Origin of the sequence: Kitasatospora sp. NPDC127060 (genome assembly GCF_042724935.1) — a bacterium.
Taxonomy (GTDB): Bacteria; Actinomycetota; Actinomycetes; order Streptomycetales; family Streptomycetaceae; genus Kitasatospora.
Genome location: NZ_JBHXEG010000013.1, coordinates 16968 through 39896, shown reverse-complemented (window position 1 = coordinate 39896; position 22929 = coordinate 16968). Strand labels below are relative to the sequence as shown.

Here is a 22929-nt window from a genome sequence, read left to right as displayed (position 1 = left end):
ACCGCCCTCGACCCGTGGACCGTCGCGACTCCCCGATCGAGACCCAGTTCGCCCAGGGCCACCGCCTCGGTGACTTCCGGTACGCCTGGGATCACGACCCCGGCGTCGACGGTGAGCACACCCGCCTCTGGGTCGCCACGGCGGACGGCGGCTCCTGGGCCGCCGTCGACGGGGACGGCGGCGACCGCACCGAGCAGTACACCGTTTGGCAGCACGGACCGCGTCGGCTCCGGGACGAGGTCGAGGCCGCGCACCGCTGGTGGCTCGACAACGGTCTCCCCGGGCCCGACCGCCTCGGGCTCACCGTCGCGCCCGAGGGCCAGTGGGCGTGGCTCGACCACCCGGCGGATGCCTCGCCCCTGGGGTAGGCGCGGGGTGGGCTACCCAGGGGGCCGGATTCGCCGCTCGGCCGGGCGGCGAGGAGACTGAACACCGTGACTGATGTGCGAGAGATCCTGGACTACCAGACCTTCGGCCGGGCGGTGCGCGAGCTGGCGCAGACGATCGCCGACGACGGGTTCGAGCCCGATCTCGTCCTGAGCATCGCCCGGGGTGGCGTGTTCGTGGCGGGTGGACTGGCGTATGCGCTGGACTGCAAGAACATCCACCTGGTGAACGTCGAGTTCTACACCGGGGTGGGCACCACCTTGGAGATGCCCGTGATGCTGGCGCCCGTCCCGGCGGCGATCGACTTCACCGACAAGAAGGTGCTGATCGCCGACGACGTGGCCGACACGGGCAAGACGTTGAAGCTGGTGCACGACTTCTGCCTCGACCACGTCGCCGAGGTCCGGTCCGCCGTGATCTACGAGAAGTCGCACTCCCTGGTGAAGTGCGAGTACGTGTGGAAGCGGACCGACGACTGGATCGAGTTCCCGTGGTCGGCGCAGGACCCGGTGGTCAAGCGCCCCGGCCAGGTGCTCGACGCCTGAGCCGCCGGTCCGGCGGAGGGGGTAGCCCTCAGTGGGTCACCCCCTCCGGGACGCGGAGGTCCACCGTACGGGTCGCGGCCGCCGTGAGCAGGGCGCGCAGGGCGTGGGCGACGAGGTCGGCCGGCAGGGACGGGGCGGAGCCGTCGAGGACCTGTTCGGGCAGCGCCGGGATGTGGACGAACCCGCCGCGGGCGGTGGGGTGTTCGGTGGCGAGCAGGTGCATCAGGGTGTAGAAGACGTGGTTGCAGACGAAGGTCCCGGCGGTGTGGGAGAGGGAGGCGGGCACGCCCGCCTCCCGGGCGGCGGCCACGCACGCCTTGACGGGCAGGGTGGCGAAGTACGCCGCGGGACCGCCGGGGACGACGGGCCGGTCGACCGGTCGCCGGCCCGCGTTGTCGGGGATGCGGGCGTCGTCGACGTTGACGGCGACGCGCTCGACGGTGACGTCCGGCCGGCCGGCCGCCTGGCCGAGGCAGACCACCAGGTCGGGGGCGCAGTCCGCGATCGCCGTGCGCAGTTCGTCGGCCGCCTGCCCGAAGACGCAGCTCAGCCGGGTGGCGGTGACCAGGAGCCCCTCGGGCGGGCTGTCGGCGACCAGGCGGGCGACCTCCCAGGACGGGTTGACGTCGGCGCCGTCGAACGGTTCGAAGCCGGTGAGCAGGACCCTGGTCATGGGGCGGCCTTTCTGGAAGCCGGAAGAGGGAGCCGTCAGAACGCGAAGAGCGACATGATGGCGATGTTGCAGACCAGCAGGGCGCCGGCGGTGGGGATTTGGGCCTTGATCGGCCCGTACTGGTCCTTGAGTTCGAGCAGCGCCGCCGGGACGAGGTTGAAGTTGGCCGCCATCGGCGTGACCAGCGTGCCGCAGAAGCCGGCCAGCATGCCCACGGCCAGGACCACGCCCGGGCTGCCGTGCAGTTGGGTGATCAGGACCGGCCAGCCGATCGCGGCGGTCATCACCGGGAAGGCGGCGAAGGCGTTGCCCATGATGATGGTGAACAGGGCCATGCCGACGCAGTAGAGCGCCACTGCCGCGTACTTGCTGCCGTCGGGCAGGAAGTGGGTGGTGATCCTGCCGACTTGGGTGCCGACGCCCGCGCTCTGGAAGATCGAGCCCAGGACGGCCAGGAGTTGGGGCAGCAGCAGGGCCCAGCCCATGGCCTCCAGCAGTCCGCGGCCGGAGTGGAGCGCGACGACGGGGTTGCGCTCGCGGGTGAGCAGCAGGGCGAGCCCCAGGGCTACGAGCGAGCCGATGCCGAGCCCGAGGAGCGTCTCGCTGCCGGTCTGGAGCAGCACGCCGCCGCCCAGGTGCACGCCCTTGAGGAGCGTTCCGCACGCGAGCGCGACCAGCGGGAGCGCCAGCGCCGGGATGAACAGCCGGCTGCCGAGGCGGGCGGCGGAGGCGGCCCGCCGCTCGGGGGCGGCGGCCGTCGGGGTGCCGCGACCGGTGAAGCCGAAGCCTGCCAGGCAGATCATCGCCAGGACGGCGGCGCCCAGCGGCGCGGCGGGCGCGCTCTTGTCGGCGACCCAGGAGCCGTAGACGAAGCTCGCGCCGAGCAGGCCCCAGAAGGCGCCGCTGCCGTAGCGCTTGGGGTTGCCGCGGTCCGCGGCCATCTGCGCCGCCATGGCGAGGAAGACGGCTCCGACCAGCCAGTACAGCCACTCGACCTTGATCACTTGGCCGTCTCCTCAGTGCGGTCGGCGGCGGTCGCCGAGGTGGGGGCCGCGGTGGTCAGGTCCCGGGCGAGGACGTGGTCCAGGCGCAGCAGGCGTGCGCCGTGGATGAGGGTGGCGCAGACCGCGGTGGGGATGGCCCACAGCGCGAGCTGCACCGGCTCCAGGTCGGTGTGGTAGGTCGCGTCGACGAAACCGGTGATCAGCAGGATCGAGCCGACGGCGAGGAAGCAGTCCTCGCCGAAGAACAGCCCCACGTTGTCGGCGCTGGCGGCGAAGGAACGCACCCGTTCACGGGCCCGCTCGGTGAGGGTGCCGTGGCGGCGCTCGGCGGCGGCCTCGGCCATCGGCGCGACCATCGGGCGGACCGCCTGGGCCGGTCCGCCGAGGCCGGGGAGACCGAAGGCGGCGGTGAGCTGGCGGACCACCAGGTAGACCGCGAGGACGCGGCCGGCGCTGGCCTTGGCGAGCCTGTTCATCAGGGTGCGGGCCTGCTCCTGGAGGCCGTGGCGCTCCAGCAGGCCGATCACCGGCAGGGTGATCGCGAAGAGGGTCACCGAGCGGCTGGAGGCGAAGCCGGTGCCGAAGGCCTCCAGGACCTTCAACGGGCTCATCCCGCCCAGCAGTCCGGTGAGGACGCCGGCGGCGCCGACGACGAGGAGCGGATTCCGCCGGGTGGCGAACCCGGCCACCACGACGAGGATGCCGACAAGAACGATCATGTTCCTGGCCGCCTTTCAGAGGACCTCCGCCCTACGGGTGGCCGCCTGGGCACCTCGGGGCGGAGGCGGTCGCGGTTGGGTGGACCGCGACCGTTCGGGGGTTGCCGAGAGGCTAGGGGATTGTGGAACAATCCGACAAGAGTTCAGGAGGTGGAACGTGACTGGAGTTTTCGACGCGCTCGCGGCCGACCGGGGCCGACTCGACCGCGCCAGCGCCGCCCAACGCGTGGCCGAGGTGCTGCGCGACCACATCACCGAGGGCCTGCTCGCCCCCGGCACCCGGCTGTCGGAGGAGGCGCTCGGAGAAGCACTCGCCGTCTCGCGCAACACGCTCCGCGAGGCGTTCCGGCTGCTCGCCGACCAACGGCTGGTCGTCCACGAGCTGAACCGGGGCGTGTTCGTCCGGATCCTCGAACCGGCGGACGTCGCCGACATCTACACGCTGCGCCTCGCCCTGGAGACCGCCGGCGTGCGCGCCCTGCACGGCGCCGCACCCGAGCGGCTGGCCGCCGTACGGACCGCCCTGGACCACGCGGAGGCCGCCGAGGCGGTCGGCGACTGGGTCACCGTCGGCACCGCCGACCTGCACTTCCACCAGGCCGTCGCGGGGATCGCCGGCAGCCGGCGGATCGACGAGTGCATGGCCCGCCTGATGGCCGAACTGCGCCTGGCCTTCGCCGCCGTCCCGTCGGCGCGCGGGCTCCACGCACCGTTCCTGCGCCGCAACCAGACGCTCACCGGGCTGCTGGAGACGGGCGAGATCGACGACGCCGTGGTGGAGCTGACCAGGTACCTGGACGACGCGCGCGCGGTGATCGTCCGTGCGATGACGGACGGCCGGATCGCGGACGGCCGGATCGCGGACGGCGCGATGGCACGCGGCACCGTGACGGGCCGTCCGATGGCGGACGGCACCGTGACGGACGGCTTCGCGGCGGACCGCCCGATGACGTACGGCACCGTGACGGACGGCTTCGCGGTGGACGGCCCGATGGCGGACGGGGCGAGATGACCCCGCCCGAGGGCGCTCCCGTACCGGTCGTCGACCTCAACGCCGACCTCGGCGAGGGCTTCGGCCGCTGGTCGCTCACCGACGACGATGCCCTGCTGTCGGTGGTCACCAGCGCCAACGTCGCCTGCGGCTTCCACGCCGGGGACCCGACCACCATGCGACGGGTGTGCGAGCTGGCCGCGGAACGCGGCGTGCGGATCGGCGCGCACGTCTCCTACCGGGACCTCGCCGGGTTCGGGCGGCGGGCGATGGACGTCCCGCCCGACGAGCTGGCGGACGAAGTCGCCTACCAGATCGGGGCGTTGGAGGTGTTCGCGCGGGCAGCCGGAGCACACGTGGCGTACGTCAAACCACACGGCGCGCTGTACAACCGGGCGGTGCACGACGAGGAGCAGGCGGAGGCGGTGGTCCGCGGTGTCCGCCTGGCCGCGGGGGCGCGGGAACGCGCCCTGTCCGTACTCGGGCTGCCCGGTTCACAGCTGCACGCGGCGGCCGGGCGGGCCGGGCTGCCGGTGGTCGCCGAGGTGTTCGCCGACCGCGCGTACACCCCGCACGGCACGCTCGTCCCGCGCCGCGAGCCCGACGCCGTCGTCCACGACCCGGACGCCGTCGTCCACCGCTCGGTCTCCATCGCCCGGGACGGCGAGGTCACCGCCCGCACGGGCGACCGGATCCGGCTGCGGGCCCGCTCGCTGTGCGTGCACGGCGACACCCCGGGGGCCGCGGACCTCGCCCGTCGGGTGCGAACGGCCTTGTGGACGGCCGGAGTCCGTGTGGAGGCATTCGCGTGAGCACCGAACCGACGGCGCGAGCGGAGCCGACCGAGCGGGCCGAGCCGACGAAGCGGGCCGAGCGGGCCGAGCCGACGAAGCGGGCGGAGCGGGCCGGGACGGACCGGGCCGACGAAATGAACCGGCTGAACGGGACGAGGATGCGGGTCCTGCGGGTCGGCCTCGACGCGCTCCTGGTCGAGCTGGCCGACGCCGAGGAGGCGACCGCCTTCCACGCCGAACTCCAGCGCCGCCGCGCGGCGTCGGAACTCGCGCCCGTCACCGAGGTCGTGCCCGCCGAGCGGACCGTGCTGCTCGACGGCGTGGCCGATCCCGCCGCCCTGGCCGCCGAGCTGGCCGGCTGGTGCGTGCCGCCGCTGGTGGCGGGCGCCGCAGAGACCGTGACCGTCCCGGTGCGCTACGACGGCGCCGACGTCGCGGAGGTCGCCGCGCTGTGGGGTGTCGCCGAGGAGGAGGTCGCGCGGATCCACTCCGCGACCGAGTTCCGCGTCGCGTTCAGTGGCTTCGCCCCCGGCTTCGGCTACCTGACCGGCCTGCCCGAGCGCTACCGGGTGCCCCGGCGGGCCGTCCCCCGCCCCGCCGTTCCGGCCGGGTCGATCGCCCTCGCCGGCCCGTACACCGGCGCCTACCCCCGCTCGTCGCCGGGCGGGTGGCAGCTGATCGGGCGCACCGACGCCGTGCTGTGGGACCCGTCCCGGGAACCCGCGGCCCTGTTCGGCCCGGGGACGCGGGTCCGGTTCGTGATCGAGGAAGCCTGACTGCGGGAGCATGACCGCAGGAGCCCGACCCAGGAAGCGTGATCGAGGAGACATGACCGTCACCATCACCAGTGCCGGCCTGCTGACGACCGTCCAGGACCTCGGTCGGCCCGGGCACGCGCACCTGGGCGTGCCGCGCTCCGGCGCGCTCGACCAGCCCGCCCACCGGCTCGCCAACCGCCTGGTCGGCAATCCCGCGACGGCGGCCACCCTGGAGACCACCGTGCTCGGCTGCGCGGTGCGGGTGGACCGCGCGGTGACGGTGGCCGTGGTCGGCGCGCCGTGCGCCGTGCGGGTCGACGGGCGGCCCGCCGCCTGGGGCGCCCCGGTGCGGCTGCCCGCCGGGGCGCTGCTGGAGGTGGGCCCCGCGACGCGGGGTGTGCGCAGTTACGTCGCCTTCGCGGGTGGGATCGCCGCCACGCCGGTCCTCGGCAGCCGCTCGGCCGATCTGCTCTCGGGGCTGGGCCCCGCACCGGTGGTGCCCGGGGACGCGCTGCCGCTCGGCGAGCCGGCCGGCCCGCCCGTCGGAGCGGACGTGCTGCCGACGCCCGCACCGCCGGACCCGCTGCTCCTGCCGGTGCTGCTCGGCCCGCGCGACGACTGGTTCACCGCGCGCTCCCTCGCCGTCCTGACCGGCTCCGGCTACCGCGTCTCCCCCACCAGCAACCGGATCGGCCTGCGCCTGGACGGCCCTCCCCTGGAGCGCGCCCGCGAAGGCGAACTCCCCAGCGAGGGCATGGTACTGGGCGCGGTCCAGGTGCCGCCCGACGGCCGCCCGGTGGTCTTCCTCGCCGACCACCCCACCACCGGCGGCTACCCCGTCATCGGCGTCATTCCCGCCGCCGCCCTCCCCGCCGCCGCCCAGGCCGCCCCCGGCACCCCCGTCCGCTTCACCCCGATGCGCCGGCGGCGGTGAGTTCGCGCCGCGCCGGCATCTCGACCGGCCGCTCACCGCGGCACGTGCGGACGGCCCGCGGTGCCCGCTAGTTCCGGCGGGCGAGCTTGGTCTCCGCCTTGAGGAGCAGGGGCATCACCGCGTAGACGACGACGGGGACGACCAGGGCGGTCATGACCAGGGTGCGCAGCGCCACCGGCAGGTTCCCGAGGTGGGGGCCGAGGAGGACGAAGGCGGTGGTGATGGTCGGGTAGACGGCGAGCCAGGTGAGCAGTGCGCGGCGGTGGACCGACGGGACACGCGGGGCAGTCGGGGCGTTGCTGGCGGGTGCGGCCGGGGTGATGGTGTCGGTGGTCATGGCTCGGGTCCTCCCCTGTGGTGAGTGGCTGGAGCCCTAATCTCCAACCCTTCGGTTGGAGTTTGGCACGCGCGGGCGCAGATGTCCAACCAAAGGGTTGGAGATTTGGGATACCCTTGGGCCATGGCCTGGGACACCGCACGCACGCAGCAGCTCCTCCTCGACGCCGCGGTCGAGGAGTTCGCCGAGTTCGGGCCGGACGGCGCCCGGATCGCCCGGGTGGCGACCCGGGCGGGGGTGAACAAGGAGCGGATCTACCAGTACTTCGGCAACAAGGAGCAGCTCTTCGCCGCCGTGCTGACGTCCGAACTGGGCAAGCTGGCGGAGGCGGTGCCGCTCGCACCGGGGGCGGTACTGGACCTCGGCGACTACGCCGGACGAGTCTTCGACTACCACTCGGCCAACCCGCACCTCTCCCGCCTGCTGGCCTGGGAGGGTCTGCAACGCGGCACGGAGGCCGAGGAGTTGGCCGCCGAGCCGGAACGCACCGCGCACTACGGCGAGAAGGTCGCGGCCGTCGCGGCCGCGCAGCGCACCGGCGGGGTGGCCGGGGGCGTGGATCCGGGGCGGCTGATGTTCGCGGTGATCGGGCTGGTGAACGCGTGGTTCACGCTGCCGCAGATGGTCCGGCTGCTGCTCGCCGGTACGGCGGACGCCGCGACGGACCGGGCGGCCGTGGTCACCCTGGTCCGCCGGCTCACCTCGTCCGCAGGCGGCTGAGCGGCGGCTCCGTCGAGGCCATCGGATCCGCCGGGGCCGACAGCGACCCCGTCGAGGTCAGCGGCGGCGCGCGGCCTGGGCGGCCTGGCGGGTGCGGCGGACGGCGCGGTGGAGGCGCTGGACGGCGATGAAGCGGTTCATCGCGTCGGTCAGGGTGAGCCGGTACTTGAGCCGGAGCTGGGCGTTGAGGCCGGCGATCCGCTCGGGGCCGATGGCGTGCAGGAGGCGGCTGACGTGCCGCTGGTAGACCTCCCAGTAGTTGCGGTCGCCGTCCGGGATGGACCAGAAGAACATCGGGATCTCTTCGGTCAGGCAGTTCCGGTCGTAGGCGCGCAGGTACTGCTCGGTGAAGAGCGGTTCGGGGCGGGCGAGCAGCCACTCGCGGACGAGTTCCATCGAGCGGACCCGGTCGATCAGGCCGCGCGGGTCGGTCTTCTTCTGGGTGATGGACAGGTTGCCGTCCTCGCGGACCCGCCAGTGGTAGATGGGCTCGGAGAGGACGTCGACCCGGGTGGCGAGGAAGTGGTGGGGGACGCTGACCGGAGCGTCCTCGTAGAGCAGGCCCTCGGGGTAGCGGATGCCGGCGTCGTCGAAGAAGGAGCGCCGGTAGACCTTGTTCCAGGCGGTGCGGTCGGTGACCAGGGCGGGCAGTTCGCTGACGTGGGTGCGCAGCCGGGTCTCGCGGAACGGGCGGCGGTGGGCGTGCGAGGGGGTGAGGCCGGTGGTGCGCAGGCGCATCGCGTTGCCGGTGGCGAAGTCGGAGCCGGTCTGGTCGAGCGTGCTGATCATCAGCTGGTAGGCGTGCGGTGGCAGGGTGTCGTCGCTGTCGACGAAGGTCAGGTACTCGGTACCGGGGGCGATGTGGCGCCAGCCGGTGTTGCGGGCGGCGCCGAGGCCCTTGTTCTCCTGCTGGACCAGCCGGAAGCGCGGGTCGCGCGCGGCGTACGCCTTGGCGAGGACGGGACCGTCGTCGGTCGAGCCGTCGTCGACCATGACGCACTCGAAGTCCTCGAAGGTCTGGGCCGCGATCGAGTCCAGGCACTCGCCGAGGTAGCGCTCGACGTTGTAGATCGGGACCACCACGGACAGGCGCGGAGCCATCGGACGACCTTTCGCTCAGAAGCGGACGGGCCGGTCGGCCGGTCGGCCGCCGGGAGCCGGCGGTCGACCGAGCATAGCGAGCGAACGCCCGTCGCGGGCGAACAACGAGTGGCGTCGAGCCTTCGGTTCGGTGTGGCAGCTGTGACCGGTGTCAACGGCTGTGACGGGCAAGCGCGGCGGGAACCCGGACACCCCGGACCGGAACAACGGGGAGGGCCCCGGACCGCCCGACCGACCCGGGGCCCTCCTGCTCGGTCCGCGCTCAGACGCCCTTGACGGCGGCGAAGCGGGAGGAGACGTCCTGCCAGTTGACGACATCCCACAGACGGGTGACGTAGTCCGGGCGGACGTTGCGGTACTGCAGGTAGTACGCGTGCTCCCAGGCGTCGAAGGCCAGCAGCGGGGTGGTGTTCTGGCCGACGTTGCCGTGGTGGTCGTAGACCTGCTCGACGATCAGGCGCTGCCCGAGCGGCTCCCAGGAGAGGATGCCCCAACCGGAGCCCTGGACGCCGGTGGTGGCGCTGGTGAGCTGCTTCTTGAAGGCCTCGAAGCTGCCGAAGTGCTCGGTGATGGCGTCGGCCAGCTCACCCTCGGGGCGGTCGCCGCCCTCCGGGGAGAGGTTCTGCCAGAAGAGCGAGTGCAGCACGTGGCCGGAGAGGTGGAAGGCGAAGGTCTTCTGCAGGCCGACCAGGCCGCCGAACTGCTCCTTGTCGCGCGCCTCGGCGAGCTGCTCCAGGGTGTCGTTCGCGCCCTTGACGTACGCGGCGTGGTGCTTGGAGTGGTGCAGCTCCAGGATCTCGGCGGACATGGCCCGCTCGAGCGCGGAGTAGTCGTACGGCAGGTCGGGAAGGTTGTAGGTGCCCATCAGGACACGGCCCCTTTCGGCGGGTTGAGCGATGACGATCGTGCCGGGACAACACTATTGCGTATGACTTGCAGGAGCACAGCATGGGCTCCTGCTTATTCCTCACATCTCGTCGGGCACAATGGGCACCCGAACATGTAATGACTGATGAGGGTGAGTGACCATGACATGGGCGCCTCGGGTGGTGCTGGGCATCGAGTCCTCCTGCGACGAGACCGGCGCGGGCCTGGTCCGGGACGGCGTGCTGCTCGGACAGGCGGTGGCCTCCTCGATGGACGAGCACGCCCGCTACGGCGGAGTGGTGCCGGAGATCGCCGCCCGGGCGCACGTCCACGCGCTGGCCCCGGTGGTACGGGAGGCCCTGGACCGGGCCGGACTGACCCTCGGCGACATCGGCGCGGTCGCCGTCACCACCGGCCCCGGGCTGGCCGGCGCCCTCCAGGTCGGGGTGGCCGCCGCCAAGGCGTACTCCTTCTCGCTCGGCGTCCCGCTGTACGGGGTGCACCACCTGGCCGGGCACGTCGCCGCCGCGGCCCTCGACGGCGGGCCGCTGCCGAACCCCTGCGTCGTACTGATCGTCTCCGGCGGGCACACCTCGCTGCTGCTGGTCCGCGACCTCGCCCGGGACCCGATCGCCCACCTCGGCGACACCCTGGACGACGCGGCCGGCGAGTGCTTCGACAAGGCCGCCCGGATCCTCGGACTGCCCTACCCCGGCGGGCCGGCCGTCGACCGCGCGGCCCGCGACGGCGACCCGACGGCCGTCCGGCTGCCGCGCCCGCTGACCGGGCCGCGGGACGACCCGTACGCCTTCTCCTTCTCCGGCCTCAAGACCGCCGCCGCCCGCTGGGTCGAGGCGCAGCGCGCGGCGGGCGCCGAGCCGAACGTCCCGGACGCGGCCGCCGCACTCCAGGAGGCGATCGCGGACGTGCTCACCCGCAAAGCGGTGCGGGCCTGCAGCGACCACGGCATCGACACCCTGGTGGTGGTCGGCGGGGTCGCCGCCAACTCCCGGGTCAGGGCGCTCGCCGAGCAGCGCTGCGCCGCGGCGGGCATCACCCTGCGGGTGCCGCCGCTGCGGCTGTGCACGGACAACGGCGCGATGGTCGCGGCAATCGGTGACCTGCTGCTCCGCTCGGGGGCCGAACCGGCTCCGACTGACGTCTCGGTGGACCCTTCGGCGCCGCTGGAGTTCGCGGCGCTCACGCCCCGGGCGCGGTCCGCAGCCTGACGGACCACCACGGACGGCGGGAGGGGCGCGGACGGCGAAAGCGCGCGGGCAGCGGGAGGGGCACGGACGGCGGGAGGGGCACGGTTCGGTCTCGTCGGCCGGAAGTCCGGTTCCGAGGTCTTCCCTTTACCTGAATGAGTGTGCCATTTTACATGTCACACATCAGGTTCCGTCCGTGCGCCCCCACCGCACGGCCCCCCTCACGGTCCCGGAGGCCCCCACCCCATGCGTCCCTTCCGCATAGCGAAGGCGACCGCGCGCAGACTCCCCGCGCTCGGCGCCGCCTTCTTCCTCGCGCTCGGACTGTTCTCCCCGCAGGCGCACGCGGCCGACCGCCCTTCGACGCCGACTCCCCGTCCGGACAGGACGGTTGCCCCGCACGCGATCCCGGTGCCGAAGTCACCCGACACCCCGCAGGACCCCCGCCCGCTCGCCTCCGAGAGCCAGGGCAAGCCCACCGCCCCGACCTCCGGCGGCAGCGCGGGCACCGCCCGGACCGCGCGGCAGCTGTCCGCCTGCGACGCCTCGGCGTTCACGAGCACGTCCGGTGCGGCGCTGGTCAAACAGGTCAAGTCGGCCGGCCTGGACTGCGTCAACACGCTCTTCACGCTCACCGGCGACAGCGCCAAGGGCGCCTTCAACGAGGCCCAGATGGTGACCGTCGCCAACGCCCTGCGCGACACCGCCACCGGCTATCCCGGCGACGACTCCACCTCCGCCGGGCAGTTGGTGCTGTTCCTGCGGGCCGGCTACTACGTGCAGTGGTACCACCCCGACGCCGTCGGCCCGTACGGCGCCGACCTGCGCAGCGCGATCCGCGGCGCGCTGGACGCCTTCTTCGCCACCCCGCACAGCAAGGACGTCACCGAGGCCAACGGCGCCACCCTGGCCGAGGCCGTCACGCTGATCGACAGCGCCCGGGAGAACGCCCGCTACACCGGCGTGGTCAAGCGCCTGCTGAACGACTACACCGGCGGGTGGACCGGATCGATGGCCGCCGCCGTCGCCAACACCGCGACCGTCATCGAACGCGGCTTCGAGCTCCCCGAGTTCACCGCGGCCCTCCAGGCCGACCCGTCCTTCGCCACCACCATGGCCTCCTTCGTCACCCGCAACAGCGCCCAGCTCACCGGCTCCGACCCGGTCACCACCATCGGCATCCAGATCGGCAACCTGCTCACCGCCGACGGGCTCCGGGCGCAGGGCCGGCCGATCGTCAAGGACCTGGTCAACCGCTACCCGCTGGTCGGCACCACCGGTCCGCTCACCATGAACCTGCTCTGGTTCGCGGAGAAGAAGGACGCCGGCAACTGCTCCTACTACGGCACCTGCGACGTACCCGCCAAGCTCGTCCCGCTGGTGCTCAAGAGCGACCACACCTGCAGCCCGAACCTGCGCATCCGCTCGCAGAGCATGACCGCCCAGCAGAACGCCGACACCTGCACCAGCCTGGTCAACCAGGACGCGTACTTCCACCGCGTGGTCAAGGACACCGGCCCGGTCGCGGACGACCGCAACACCGGCCTGGAGGTCGTCGTCTTCGACGACTACTACAACTACAGCCTCTACGCCTGGGAGATGTACGGCATCGCCGTCGACAACGGCGGCATGTACGAGGAGGGCAACCCGGCCACGCCCGGCAACCAGGCCCGCTTCATCGCCCACCAGGCCGACTGGCTGCGCCCCGACTTCCAGATCTGGAACCTCAACCACGAGTACACCCACTACCTCGACGGCCGCTACGACATGTACGGCGACTTCGAGGCCGGCATGACCACCCCGACCGTCTGGTGGGTCGAGGGCCTGGCCGAGTACGTCTCCTACGGCTACCGGGGCGTCCACTACGACGACGCCGTCACCCAGGCGGGCAAGGGCACGTACCCGCTGAGCACCCTGTTCGACTCCACCTACGACAACGCCGACTCCACCCGGGTCTACAACTGGGGCTACCTGGCGGTGCGTTACATGCTCCAGTCGCACCCCCAGGACGTCGACGCGCTGCTCGCCGAGTACCGCGCCGGCGACTGGAACGGCGCCCGCACCCTGCTCAAGACCACCATCGGCACCCGCTACGACGCCGACTTCGCCGGCTGGCTCAAGGCCTGCGCCGCCGACGCCTGCGGCACCCTGCCCACCGGCCAGGCCCCGCTGTGCGCCGCCGCCGACACCCGGCAGTACGACAAGGACTGCCGCCGCGACGGCGTCGCCGCCACCACCGGCGACTACGGCTACAGCTTCCTCTACCTGCCGGCCGGGGTGAAGCAGCTGACCATCACCACCAGCGGCGGCACCGGCAACGCCGACCTCTACTTCAACGGGCCGTCCTGGGCCACCACTTCGTCCTACCAGGCGAAGTCCGCCAACCCCGGCAACGGCGAGACCCTGACCATCGGCAACCCGCCGTCCGGCTGGGTCTACTTCAGCCTCCACGCCCAGCAGGGCTTCGCCGGCGTGACCGTCACCACCACGTACAACTGACCGCTCCCGCAGCCACCGGAGGGTCCCGCGTCCGCGCGGGGCCCTCCGCCGTGCGTTCCGGCCCTCCGCCGTGCGTTCCGGCCGTCCCCGTCCGTTCAGGCCCCCGTGGAGTCGGACCCCCGTGGGGTCAGGCCGTCGCCGACCACGTGACCCGGGGCGGGCGGACGGCGGCGCACAGCGGGTGGCCCTTGGCGTCGGTGAGGCCGAGGCGCGCGACCAGCAGGCCGGTGGCGACCGCCCGCTCCAGGACCTCGTCGTCCACCGCGGCCAGCAGCAGCTTCGCCCGGCGGAACAGCGACCAGGCGTCGCCTTCCGGCGTCACCCAGTTCAGGTAGACGAACCGCCCGCCCGGGCCGCCCTGGACGTAGCGCCCGGTGACGTCCGCCCCGCCGTCCGGCAGCGGCTTCGCCGCGCACTCCAGCGACCACCGCGCCCGGGGCGCGTCCCCGGGCTGCGGATCCAGCAGCTCGGCCGGGCGGCCCCGGCGCTGGACGGCGACGTGGATGTCCCGGTACCCCGGGAAGCCCGGCGCGACCCCGCACGCGCGGCCGGGCAGGGCGGTGGCCTCGATCCTCAGCTCCATGCCCGCCATCGTCCCCCACCGGTCGGCCGGTCCGGCGCCCAGCCGGGCACCCCGAGGGCTCCGGTAAAGACCTCGAAAAATGCGCTGGTAAAGGGGGGTGGAAATACCCCCACCGGAAAAGGTTATAACGATTCGCCATTCGAATTGGCGGTCAACCGGGCATGGAAATCGAACTCCAGTGATCGAAGGGGTATCAGGAGCGCCTTCTTTCGGTTAAGGTCCTGAGTCAGTTGAAGCGTTCGGCCCTCCAGACCGGAAAGCCGGACCCCACCGACGGTGCGGCCGACACCCATTCGCCGCGCCTGGAATCCCGGAAAGGGGATAGCCATGAAGATGATCAAGGCGATCGTGAAGAAGTTCCAGCGCAACGAGGACCTCGCCAACAACGCGTGGGTCCTGCACGTCATCTGATGCACCGCATCTGACGCACCACGCCCGGTGGGGCGGGGGCCTGGCCACCGCCCCACCGGCGCCGCATTTCATCGCTATTCCCACGGAGACGTGATTCTCGTGCAAGAAATGGCACCGGACACCGTCCGCGGACATTCCGTCGTCTTCGCCCCGCGAATTCAGGACCTGCTGGCCCGGGACACCAAGGTGTTCCGCGCCGAAGCCGCCACGGTCGGCGTTTCGGACGCCGCCCTGATGGCGGAAATCGTCGCGGCCCGCCCGGTGCTCCAGACGGAGCGCTCGGTCTACAAGCCCGCCGCCGGCGCCGACATCCCCCACGACAGCGCGACCCGCACCATCCGCGCACTCGGCCAGGACGTCATGGCGGGCATCAGGACACCGCCGCCCCCGGCGCACGCCCTCACCGGCGCCTGGCCCTACGCGCCCACCTCGTACCTGCGCCGGTGGCTCTTCGGCTCCGACCCGCTGCCCATCTCCCTGCTGGCGAAGCGCGGCATCACCCGCTCCGACACGCTCTCCCGCCTGGTCGACCACGCCGTCACCGCCCGGCCGGGCACCGGGAGCCCGGACGGCCGGCCCACCACGGCGATGGCCGGGCTGATCCGCGGGGCCGCCGACCCGCTGGACCGCAAGCAGGCCGTCGCCATGTACCGGCGGGCCTCCGCCACCCTGTGCGACGGCGTGGCCGCCCTGGCCGGCAACGCCCTGTGGCTCATGCGGGCGACCGGCACACCCCGGACCGACCTCACCGCCACCCTCTGGGAGACCCTCCGGCTGCTCCCGCCCGCCTGGATGCTCTACCGCAACGGCGGGCCGGCGTACACCGGACTGCACCCGGAGATCCGGCCCGAGGACAACATCGCCCTGCTCCCGCTGCTGATGCACCGCCACCCGGACTACTGGACGGACCCACTGGACTTCCGGCCCCAGCGGTGGACGTCGGTCGCCGACCCGGAGAAGACCCCCGGGTTCATGCCGTTCGGCTTCGACGGTGCCCGCTGCTGGGCCAAACACCTGGTCGTGCCGCTGGCCGAACGCCTGCTGACCGTCGCCCTCGACCACGGGCTCACCATCCGCACCCCCCGGCAGGACGCGCCCGTGCCGCTACGCTCCCTGCTCTCGGTGCGGTTCGAGGCCACCGTCGGCCGCTGACCGGCCCCGCCCTCCCGACAATCCCTGGACGCCCCATGGAATCCCCCACCCTCGCCGGCTGGGTCGGCGACCTCGACGGCTTCGCCGACCGGCGGTGGCAGCGCGAGCCCGCCGTCTACACCCCGGGGCGGCCCGTCTCGCCGTTCGACCTCGACGCGCTGGACGCCGCCTTCGACGGCGGACTGCTGCGCACCCCCTACCTGGAGCTGGTGCGCTCCGACAAGGTGGTCATCCCGCCCGAGGCCTTCACCACCCCCCGGACGATCAACGGCACCACCCACCACGGCTACGCCGACCGCGCCAAGGTGCTCGCCCTGCTGCGCACCGGCGCCACCCTGCTGCTGCGCCGCGTCGACCAGTGGCACGGCCCCACCGGCGAGCTGGTGGCCCGGCTGTCCGAGGAACTCGACCGCCGGGTGGAGGCCTTCTTCTTCCTCACCCCGGCCGGCGCCCAGGGCCTCGCCGTGCACCGCGACGACGCCGACGTGTTCGTCCTCCAGGTCACCGGGCGCAAGACCTGGTACGTCCACGACGCGCCCGCCGCGGCGGAGTGGTCGCTCGGCGAACTCCCCGACCACGAACACTCGGCGCAGCGCCTGCACACCGTCCTCGAACCCGGCGACGTGCTCTACGTCCCCCGCGCCTTCGCCCACCGCGCGGTCGGCGCCGGCGGACTCTCCGGCCACCTCTCACTGACCGTCCGCGACCTCTCGCTGCCGGAGCTGCGCACCGCCCTGGAGCGGCTGCTCGCCGAAGGGCTGGAAGCACCGACCCGCCCGCTCGGCGAGGATGCGATCGCCGACGCCTGCGCCGCCCTGCTCGACCACGCCCGGGCCCGGCTCGCCGCCGTCACCCCCGCGGACCTGCTGCGCGCCGCCCGGGCCGGCCAGGCGGAGCCCGCCGTGGCGGCGCGCCCGGAGACCTTCGCCGGGACGGCCCGGAACTGGGAGGCGGACGCCCCCGCCCGGGGGAGCGTCGGCCGCACCTGGCGGCGGCTGCGGGCCGTCGGCCGGAACCGGTCAGTCGGCTGACGGGAAGACCACCTGCTCGCCGAGCCGTTCGAAGCACCGCCAGGACTCCTCGACCTTCGAACTCGTCGGCAGCACGTCGATCCTCAGCTCGTGCTCCAGGGTGATCCGCAGGTCGCCCTCCGGCGCCCGCTCGACCGCCAGCACCCGGGGCGACTCCCGCGCCAGGAACTCCCGCAGTGCGTCGGCGCCGATGTCGTACGCGAGGCGGTCGCCGCTCCCGGCCGGCACCGGGTCCTGTCCGGCCGGCACCAGGTCCCCGGAGCCGAGGTAGACCTCCCCGCACTGGACGATCCGGAACGGGCACTGGGCGTGCACCGCGAACCGGCTGCCCGTCGACACCTCCCCGGAGTCGCCCAGCGGCCAGGAGACCGTCCCGCCGAAGTCGACCACCCCCGTGTCCCCGAACCGGTAGACGTCGACCCACACCTCGCCGACCAGGCCGCGCAGCAGCCGGTCGTCCGCGTCCCCGCCCTCATCGGGCCCCCCGTCGATACCCACCCGGCCATGGTCGTCCATCCGGGCCGGAGTCTCACCCGGTTTCCTGAGCCCGGCCGGGCGGACGGCGCCCGCCGTCCGCCCGGCGGGATCACCCGGTCAGTCCCCGGCCGGCCGCTGGGCCGGGACGGTGCGGTCGCGCTGGAGGTCGAGCAGTTCGCGGAACAACCCGTCGGGGCGGGCGGCGAGTTCGGCCCAGGTGCCGGTCTGCACGATGCTGCCCCGGTCCATCACGATCACCCGGTCCGCGACCGCCGCGTTGGCGATGTTGTGGGTCACCAGCAGGGTGATCCGGCCCGGCGCGAGGCCGCGCAGGGCGTGCAGGATGCGGTGCTCGGCGCGCGGGTCGAGGTCCGAGGTGGGCTCGTCCAGGATCAGCAACCCGGGGCTGCGCACGGTGCGGTAGAGCGCCCGGGCGACGGCCGCGCGCTGCCAGCCGCCGCCGGACAGCTCGGCGCCGCCCCACCAGCCCTGGGCGAGCAGGGTGCGCCAGCCCGAGCGCAGCCGGGCCACGGTCTCGTCGAAGCCGGTCCGGGCCGCGGCCTGCTCCACGTCCGCCATCAGCCGGTCGGTGAGGTGGCCCAGGTGGACGTTCTCGGCGGCGCCGAGCGGCCAGCGGGCGAACTCCTGCGGCACCCGGGCGACCCGGGCCCACATGCCGTCCGCGTCCAGTTCCTCGACCGGCACGCCGTCCCAGGTGATCCGGCCGGACTGCGGCAGGTACAGGCCGGACAGCAGCTTCAGCAGGGTGGACTTCCCGCTGCCGTTCTGCCCGATCACAGCCACCACCTCACCCGCCCGCAGAGTCAGGCTGACGCCACGCAGCGCGGGCTCCTGCTGCTCGCCCGGATAGGCGTGGCTCAGCTCGGTCACCTCGACCGACCGCGGCGCCTCCGGGACGAGCCGGCCGCGGGCGATGCGGTGGCCGCCGGCCTCGTCCAGGAAGGTGAAGTAGTCGTCCAGGTAGAGGCCCATCCGGTACAGCCGGGCACCGTTGCCGACCAGGCCGTGCAGCCCGGAGGCGGCGGTGCGCAGCGCGAAGGTGGCGGTGCCGGCGGCGGCGAGGTCGATCCGGCCGCTGCCGACCAGGAACAGCAGGGTGCCCCAGATCAGCGCGGTGCCGGCGCCGGTGCCGAACGCGGCCAGCAGCGACACCTTGGCGGCCTCCCGGGTGGCCCGGTCGGTGGCGGCGACGATCTTGGCCTCGGCGCGGCGGTACTTGGCCATCAGGAAGGGTGTGACCTGGTCCGAACGGACCTGGTCGGCACGGGTCTTGTCGATCAGGAACCACCGGTAGACGCGCAGTGCGCCGCGGTCCTCGTTGGTGCTCACCGCGGCCAGGTAGTGGATCCGGGCGGTGCGGACGGCGCCGACGGCGGTCGGCACCGAGCCGAGCAGCAGTAGCGGCACCAGCCAGGGGTGGAGCGTCGCCAGCACGCCCGCGGCGGCGGCCAGCGAGACGGTGGAGGCGATCACGTCCTGGGCGTTGGAGAGCAGGTCGGGCGTGGTCGAGGCGCCCCGGTCGGCGGCCTCCCACTGCTCGTTGTACGCGGGTTCGTCGTACGCCTTCAGCTCGGCGGCGCACCCGGCGGCGATCAGCGCCAGCTCCGCTTCCCTGGTGATCCGCGGCGACACCCGGCCGGACAGGGCCACCACCACGATGCCCAGGACGGCGCGCAGCCCGGCCGAGGCGGTCAGCAGGAGCAGCGACGGCGCGGCGGTGCGCAGGTGCTCGCTCACCGGGCCGACGACCAGCAGGGCGTCCAGGGTGCCGGTGGTGGCGTACAGCGCCAGCGCGCCGAACACCCCGGCCAGCGCCTGGCAGACCAGCAGCAGCACGGTCGACGCGCGGTCCGCCGCCCAGGCCAGCGCCAGTGCCCGGCGCACCAGGTGCGGCAGGCGGCGCAGCATCGCGCCCGCCGCCATCGAGGTGCCGGCCTCGGCGCGGCGGTCGCCGGGGAACCGCAGGCGCAGTTCCTCGTCGTGCTCCTCGGGTTGCTGGCCGTGCGGCTGGTCGTGCGGCTGGTCGGGTTGGGGTTTCTCGGACTTCACGAGCTGCTCCGACACCGGGTTCCTCCCTGGTACGGCGGCCTGCGGCCACGGGTGGGTCCGCACGCGGGCAGCCCTCATCGCCGGGTGGGCGTGGTGGGTCGGCAGCGGTGCCGGTGGGCACTCTGCGAGGGGCGGGCTGCCGGTGCGGACCCCGATCCTGGCAGCGGTCGGCGGGGCCGCCCGGCGTGTCCCGGCCGGTCTCACCCGATCCGGGCGATTCTGTGTCGGCGACGGCGAGTTGGTGGATGTCGATCACCGGATCGGTCCGCGATGTTCGATTCGGGCAGGCCTGCGGACGGCTGCCCGGCAGGCGATCCGACGATCGGAGGAGCGGACCGCCGGGGCCAGGGACGCGGTGTTCCGCACGGGCCCGCCCGGGCCCGCCGGGGCAGGGAGGGGCAGGGAGGGGCAGGGAGGGCCGAGGGCGCCGGGGTCAGGTGGTCGGGGCTTCGAGGGTGAGGACGGCGGGGGTGGTGTCGGGGGCGGCGAGGCGGAGCAGGCCGTGGCCGATGCCGGCGAGGCCGACCATCAGGGAGGGGCTGTGGAGCCCGTTCGGCAGTCCGCAGCGCCGGCCCTGGGTCTCCAGGGCGTCCAGGGTGGCGTGGGCCTGCCGCTCGGCGGTCGCCCGCCAGCGGTCGCCGGCCTGGTGGAGGGCCTCCAGGTTGCCGAGATCGCCGTGGCAGAGCGAGGAGTTGTGGCCGAAGCCGTCCCGGAGGACGGTGTCGAGCGCGGTGTCGCGTTCGGCCAGGAGTGCGTCGCGCCGTTCGGGCAGCAGCGGGGCGAGCGCGGTGCGGGCCAGGGCGATGCCCGCGGCGCCGTGGCACCAGAGGGCGGGGTGGCTCGGGCCGTCGGGGCCGTCGTCCTCGCGGACGTCACGCCAGTTGGCGGCGGTGGGGTCGAACAGGGTGCGCTCGTACTCCACGGCGGCGAGGGCGAGACGGGGCAGCCGCGGGTCGCCCAGGCGGTGCCCGGCGCGGGCCAGGGCCCAGGCGATGCCGGAGCCGCCGTGGGCGAAGCCCGCGAGGGGGCGGCTGACGGTCTCCGCCAGGGCGGCGGGGAGCCAGCCGGTGCCGCCCTCGGGGTGCGGGTCGGCGGCCCCGACGAGGCGTTCGACGCAGACCGCCAGCGTGTCGGTGACGGCGGGCCCCGGACGGACGGCCTCCCAGGCGAGCAGGCCGCCGATGGTGCCGGCGTTCCCGGCGAGGACGTCGTACTGGGTGTCCTCGGCGGCGGTGGCGGCGATGCGGTCGAGGACCAGGCCGCCGAGCGCGTCGAGTTCCGGGTCCGGATGGTCGGCGGCGAGGTGGGCGAGCGCGTACAGCACCCCGCCGGCGCCGGCCAGGCCGCCGCCGAGCCGGTCGGCCCGGCGGCGGATCTGCTGACGTAGCGTCAATTCGGCGGCTCGGGCGGCCTCTTGGTGCGAGCGGTCGCCGGTGACCCGGGCGAGCTGATGGAGGAAGAGGACGATGCCCGCGGTGCCGCTGTACAGGTCCGGGCCGAGTTCGGCGGGGGCCCAGCGGCCGGGCGGGGCCCAGTTGGGGCCGGCCCAGGCGAGGTCGGCGGCGCCCCGGTAGGCCTCGCGGAGCAGTTGTTCACCGGCGTCCACGGCCTGGGCGAGAGCGCGGGCGGCCAGGCTCCCGGCCCGCACGGCAGGCGCCTGGGGTCGGGCGGTGGCGACGGCCCGGCCGGGCTCGCGCACCCCGTCGGCCGTGGTCACCGAGAGCCTGAGCAACTGGAGTTGGCGGGCGAGGTCCTCCTCACCGAGGCCGTCCGCCTTGGCGAGCGCCAGGTCGAGGGCCGGCTGCTCGGTGACGCCGGGGACGAGCGCGCCGGTGGCCGAGCGGGCGTCGACGCCGTCCGGGCGGATGGTGAAGACGGGTACGTCGCCGCGCCACAGGTCGGCGCGCTCGTGCTCGACGAAGTCGAGGGCCTGCTCCTCCCAGCCGACGAGTGCCCAGAGCCGGTCGAGGTGGCGGTCCTGGTCGAGGGCGTCGCGCAGGGCGTCGGGGTGGCAGGCGGTGTTGAGCAGACTTCGGTACTCGAAGGTGTCGCGGCGCAGCAGGCGGGTCTCGTCGGCCGCGAACGCGCCGATCAGCGCACGGAGTTGCGGCTTGTCGGCGGCGAGCAGTCGGTAGGCCTCGGTGAAGCCGGCCGTCAACTCCGCCAGGTGGTCGGCAAGTCGCAGCGGCTGGTCGGCCGGTACGGGCCGGCTGCCGGGGGCTTCGACGGGCAACCGCCGGTACTCCAGCCGGAGTTCGTCCGTGCCCTGGCCGACCAGGACGGGCAGCGGACGGGGCGGGAGGCTGCCCGGGTCCCAGCCGAGGGCGGAGATGTCGGCACCGCCGTTGCCCTCGTCCCACATCCGCTCGGGGAGCAGGCCCGAGCGCAGTACCGAGTGCCGGGCCTGGTGGCGGGCGAGCCGCTCGGACTCGGAGAGGTCCTTGGCGGGCTCGCGCAGGTCGGGGTGGAGGATCGCCTCCAGGTCGATGAGCACCGGCTGGTCCCGGACGGCGAGCAGGTTCTGGGCGTGGCAGTCGACCGCGTCGAGCACGTACATCAGCGCGGCGAGGGCGCCGGCGCGGTGGTAGAAGTCGCGCAACTCGGCGTCGTCCCTGGCCGGTTCGGCGGTGAGGTGGGCGACCCAGCCGTAGCCGTCGGCGGCCAGGTGGGTCAGGTCGCGCAGCGGCAGCCGCAGTTGCGGGTTGAGCCAGTGGAGGAGCTGCTGGAAGTGGGTCTCGGCGCCCAGCGGCCGCGGCTTGTAGACGATCCGGACGCCCTGCTCGAAGCGCAGGGAGCTGACCGTGGCGCCGCCGCGGTGCGGGTCGCCGAGGCCGGTGGCGAGTTCGGTGAGCCGGCCGAGCGGGCGGCCGTCCGCGAAGGTGCGGGCGAGGGCGGGGAGGTCGGCGGCGAGGCGGCGGAACAGGGTGAGGGTGGTGCCCGTCCACTGCTCGGCGGCGGTGGCGAGGCGGAATGCCAGGACCGGGTACTCGGCGAGGAGTCGCAGCGCCCGCTCGGGCCGGGTGAGCCGGCCGAGGAAGTCCCGGTAGCGCTGCTCGGGGGTGTCGCCGGACGATTCGCCGGTGAGGCGGGCGACATGGAGTTCGGTGATGACGGTCCTGGTCGCCATCCCGTGGGCGGTGGCGGTGAGCGCGGGGAGGGCGAGCGCGGCCAGTTCCTCGGGGGTGCCGAGGGCGGGGGCGTCCAGGGCGGCGAGGCCGGCGCACAGGCGGTCACGGGCGTCGGCGAGCAGCGGGGCGACCAGCCCGGCGAACTCGTGTTCCGCGGGGACGTCCAGGGTGGCCGCCCGGTCGAAGGCGGCGGCCAGCCGCTCGGCCCACGGGGGCGTCCCGAGTCGGGCGGCGAGCGCCTCGGGGGGCTCGGCGAGCAGGGCACGCAGGGCTTCGGGGTCGAGGCCGTCGGCGGCGAGGCGGTGCGCGAACCAGCCGGCCCGGTCGAACGGCGCCTGGGCCTGCCAGCGCTCCAGCTTCCGGGCGGCGCGGGCGGCGCGCTCGGTATGCCCGGCACGGTCGGATTGCCCGGCACGGTCGGATTGCTCGGCGCCGCCGGCCTGCGACGGGTCGAACCCTTCCGGCGCCCGGCCGCGGGCGTTCAGCGGAACGGCTCGGGCAGCCGCCCGCAGGAGTTCGGACGCGTCGACCACGGGGTGG

Annotated in this window: 22 protein-coding genes; 12 read left to right on the top strand and 10 right to left on the bottom strand. The window is 73.8% G+C overall.

Features of this window, described 5'->3' with window-relative positions:
* Positions 1-14 precede the first annotated feature (14 nt).
* Both ACFWIS_RS10535 and ACFWIS_RS10530 read left to right on the top strand, forming a co-directional pair.
* Complete coding sequence (locus tag ACFWIS_RS10535) at positions 15-368, top strand: hypothetical protein (RefSeq protein ID WP_380459621.1); 354 nt, start codon at positions 15-17, stop codon at positions 366-368.
* A 66-nt stretch (positions 369-434) separates the two neighbouring features.
* Positions 435-932 (top strand): phosphoribosyltransferase, encoded by a 498-nt coding sequence (locus ACFWIS_RS10530; protein ID WP_380459623.1) that lies wholly within the window; start codon positions 435-437, stop codon positions 930-932.
* 28 nt (positions 933-960) lie between these two features.
* On the opposite strand, the gene pcp is transcribed toward ACFWIS_RS10530, so the two are convergent.
* Genes pcp through ACFWIS_RS10515 form a run of 3 tightly spaced genes read right to left on the bottom strand, consistent with a single transcriptional unit; the run spans position 961 to position 3328 of the window.
* On the bottom strand, positions 961-1605 hold the full coding sequence (gene pcp / locus ACFWIS_RS10525) for a pyroglutamyl-peptidase I (RefSeq protein WP_380459625.1): 645 nt from the start codon (positions 1603-1605) through the stop codon (positions 961-963).
* A gap of 35 nt (positions 1606-1640) precedes the next feature.
* Positions 1641-2609: a DUF979 domain-containing protein gene (locus ACFWIS_RS10520; RefSeq protein ID WP_380459627.1), complete on the bottom strand. Its 969-nt coding sequence runs from the start codon at positions 2607-2609 to the stop codon at positions 1641-1643.
* The gene (locus ACFWIS_RS10515; protein WP_380459629.1) at positions 2606-3328 is read right to left on the bottom strand and encodes a DUF969 domain-containing protein; all 723 of its coding nucleotides are present in this window, start codon (positions 3326-3328) and stop codon (positions 2606-2608) included. The genes ACFWIS_RS10520 and ACFWIS_RS10515 overlap by 4 nt, the downstream gene beginning before the upstream one ends.
* 157 nt (positions 3329-3485) lie before the next feature.
* On the opposite strand from ACFWIS_RS10515, the gene ACFWIS_RS10510 reads away from it, so the two are divergent.
* The 4 genes from ACFWIS_RS10510 (at position 3486) to ACFWIS_RS10495 (ending at position 6805) form a co-directional block, all read left to right on the top strand.
* The gene (locus ACFWIS_RS10510) at positions 3486-4340 is read left to right on the top strand and encodes a GntR family transcriptional regulator (RefSeq protein ID WP_380459631.1); all 855 of its coding nucleotides are present in this window, start codon (positions 3486-3488) and stop codon (positions 4338-4340) included.
* Positions 4337-5131 carry a LamB/YcsF family protein gene (locus ACFWIS_RS10505; protein ID WP_380459633.1) on the top strand — a complete coding sequence of 265 codons (795 nt, stop codon included), beginning with the start codon at positions 4337-4339 and terminating at the stop codon, positions 5129-5131. The genes ACFWIS_RS10510 and ACFWIS_RS10505 overlap by 4 nt, the downstream gene beginning before the upstream one ends.
* 140 nt (positions 5132-5271) lie before the next feature.
* Entirely contained in the window at positions 5272-5889 is a 618-nt protein-coding gene (locus ACFWIS_RS10500) for an allophanate hydrolase subunit 1 (protein ID WP_380459686.1), read from the top strand.
* Between the two features lie 52 nt (positions 5890-5941).
* Positions 5942-6805 carry a biotin-dependent carboxyltransferase family protein gene (locus tag ACFWIS_RS10495; RefSeq protein WP_380459635.1) on the top strand — a complete coding sequence of 288 codons (864 nt, stop codon included), beginning with the start codon at positions 5942-5944 and terminating at the stop codon, positions 6803-6805.
* A 67-nt stretch (positions 6806-6872) separates the two neighbouring features.
* Here the strand turns inward: ACFWIS_RS10495 and ACFWIS_RS10490 are convergent, their stop codons facing one another.
* Complete coding sequence (locus tag ACFWIS_RS10490) at positions 6873-7142, bottom strand: hypothetical protein (RefSeq protein WP_380459637.1); 270 nt, start codon at positions 7140-7142, stop codon at positions 6873-6875.
* Between the two features lie 123 nt (positions 7143-7265).
* Between ACFWIS_RS10490 and ACFWIS_RS10485 the strand changes: the two genes are divergently transcribed.
* On the top strand, positions 7266-7862 hold the full coding sequence (locus ACFWIS_RS10485; RefSeq protein ID WP_380459639.1) for a TetR family transcriptional regulator: 597 nt from the start codon (positions 7266-7268) through the stop codon (positions 7860-7862).
* 57 nt (positions 7863-7919) lie between these two features.
* Here ACFWIS_RS10485 and ACFWIS_RS10480 read toward each other — a convergent pair whose 3' ends face one another.
* Together ACFWIS_RS10480 and ACFWIS_RS10475 are read right to left on the bottom strand one after the other, a co-directional pair.
* Positions 7920-8963 (bottom strand): glycosyltransferase family 2 protein, encoded by a 1044-nt coding sequence (locus ACFWIS_RS10480; RefSeq protein WP_380459641.1) that lies wholly within the window; start codon positions 8961-8963, stop codon positions 7920-7922.
* A gap of 262 nt (positions 8964-9225) precedes the next feature.
* Positions 9226-9828 carry a superoxide dismutase gene (locus tag ACFWIS_RS10475; RefSeq protein ID WP_380459643.1) on the bottom strand — a complete coding sequence of 201 codons (603 nt, stop codon included), beginning with the start codon at positions 9826-9828 and terminating at the stop codon, positions 9226-9228.
* Positions 9829-9991: 163 nt separating this feature from the next.
* Between ACFWIS_RS10475 and tsaD the strand changes: the two genes are divergently transcribed.
* Together tsaD and ACFWIS_RS10465 are read left to right on the top strand one after the other, a co-directional pair.
* A complete protein-coding gene (tsaD, locus tag ACFWIS_RS10470) occupies positions 9992-11059 on the top strand; it encodes a tRNA (adenosine(37)-N6)-threonylcarbamoyltransferase complex transferase subunit TsaD (protein ID WP_380459645.1) in 1068 nt (355 codons plus the stop codon).
* Positions 11060-11284: 225 nt separating this feature from the next.
* Positions 11285-13537 carry a collagenase gene (locus ACFWIS_RS10465; protein ID WP_380459647.1) on the top strand — a complete coding sequence of 751 codons (2253 nt, stop codon included), beginning with the start codon at positions 11285-11287 and terminating at the stop codon, positions 13535-13537.
* Positions 13538-13664: 127 nt separating this feature from the next.
* Here ACFWIS_RS10465 and ACFWIS_RS10460 read toward each other — a convergent pair whose 3' ends face one another.
* Positions 13665-14120 carry a DUF5990 family protein gene (locus ACFWIS_RS10460; protein ID WP_380459649.1) on the bottom strand — a complete coding sequence of 152 codons (456 nt, stop codon included), beginning with the start codon at positions 14118-14120 and terminating at the stop codon, positions 13665-13667.
* A 276-nt stretch (positions 14121-14396) separates the two neighbouring features.
* Here ACFWIS_RS10460 and ACFWIS_RS10455 point away from each other — a divergent pair, with 276 nt between their 5' ends.
* The 3 genes from ACFWIS_RS10455 to ACFWIS_RS10445 all read left to right on the top strand — a co-directional run bounded on the left by ACFWIS_RS10455 (position 14397) and on the right by ACFWIS_RS10445 (position 16714).
* Positions 14397-14531, top strand: coding sequence for a hypothetical protein (locus tag ACFWIS_RS10455; RefSeq protein ID WP_380459651.1), 135 nt, complete (start codon positions 14397-14399; stop codon positions 14529-14531).
* 108 nt (positions 14532-14639) lie between these two features.
* A complete protein-coding gene (locus tag ACFWIS_RS10450) occupies positions 14640-15683 on the top strand; it encodes a cytochrome P450 (RefSeq protein WP_380459653.1) in 1044 nt (347 codons plus the stop codon).
* A 35-nt stretch (positions 15684-15718) separates the two neighbouring features.
* Positions 15719-16714 (top strand): JmjC domain-containing protein, encoded by a 996-nt coding sequence (locus ACFWIS_RS10445; protein WP_380459655.1) that lies wholly within the window; start codon positions 15719-15721, stop codon positions 16712-16714.
* On the opposite strand, the gene ACFWIS_RS10440 is transcribed toward ACFWIS_RS10445, so the two are convergent.
* The 3 genes from ACFWIS_RS10440 to ACFWIS_RS10430 all read right to left on the bottom strand — a co-directional run bounded on the left by ACFWIS_RS10440 (position 16703) and on the right by ACFWIS_RS10430 (position 22922).
* Entirely contained in the window at positions 16703-17212 is a 510-nt protein-coding gene (locus ACFWIS_RS10440; RefSeq protein ID WP_380459657.1) for a hypothetical protein, read from the bottom strand. The two genes, ACFWIS_RS10445 and ACFWIS_RS10440, sit on opposite strands and share 12 nt — an antisense overlap.
* A gap of 96 nt (positions 17213-17308) precedes the next feature.
* Positions 17309-19276 carry an ATP-binding cassette domain-containing protein gene (locus ACFWIS_RS10435; RefSeq protein WP_380459658.1) on the bottom strand — a complete coding sequence of 656 codons (1968 nt, stop codon included), beginning with the start codon at positions 19274-19276 and terminating at the stop codon, positions 17309-17311.
* 418 nt (positions 19277-19694) lie between these two features.
* Positions 19695-22922: a type 2 lanthipeptide synthetase LanM family protein gene (locus ACFWIS_RS10430; RefSeq protein ID WP_380459660.1), complete on the bottom strand. Its 3228-nt coding sequence runs from the start codon at positions 22920-22922 to the stop codon at positions 19695-19697.
* Between the last annotated feature and the right edge of the window lie 7 nt (positions 22923-22929).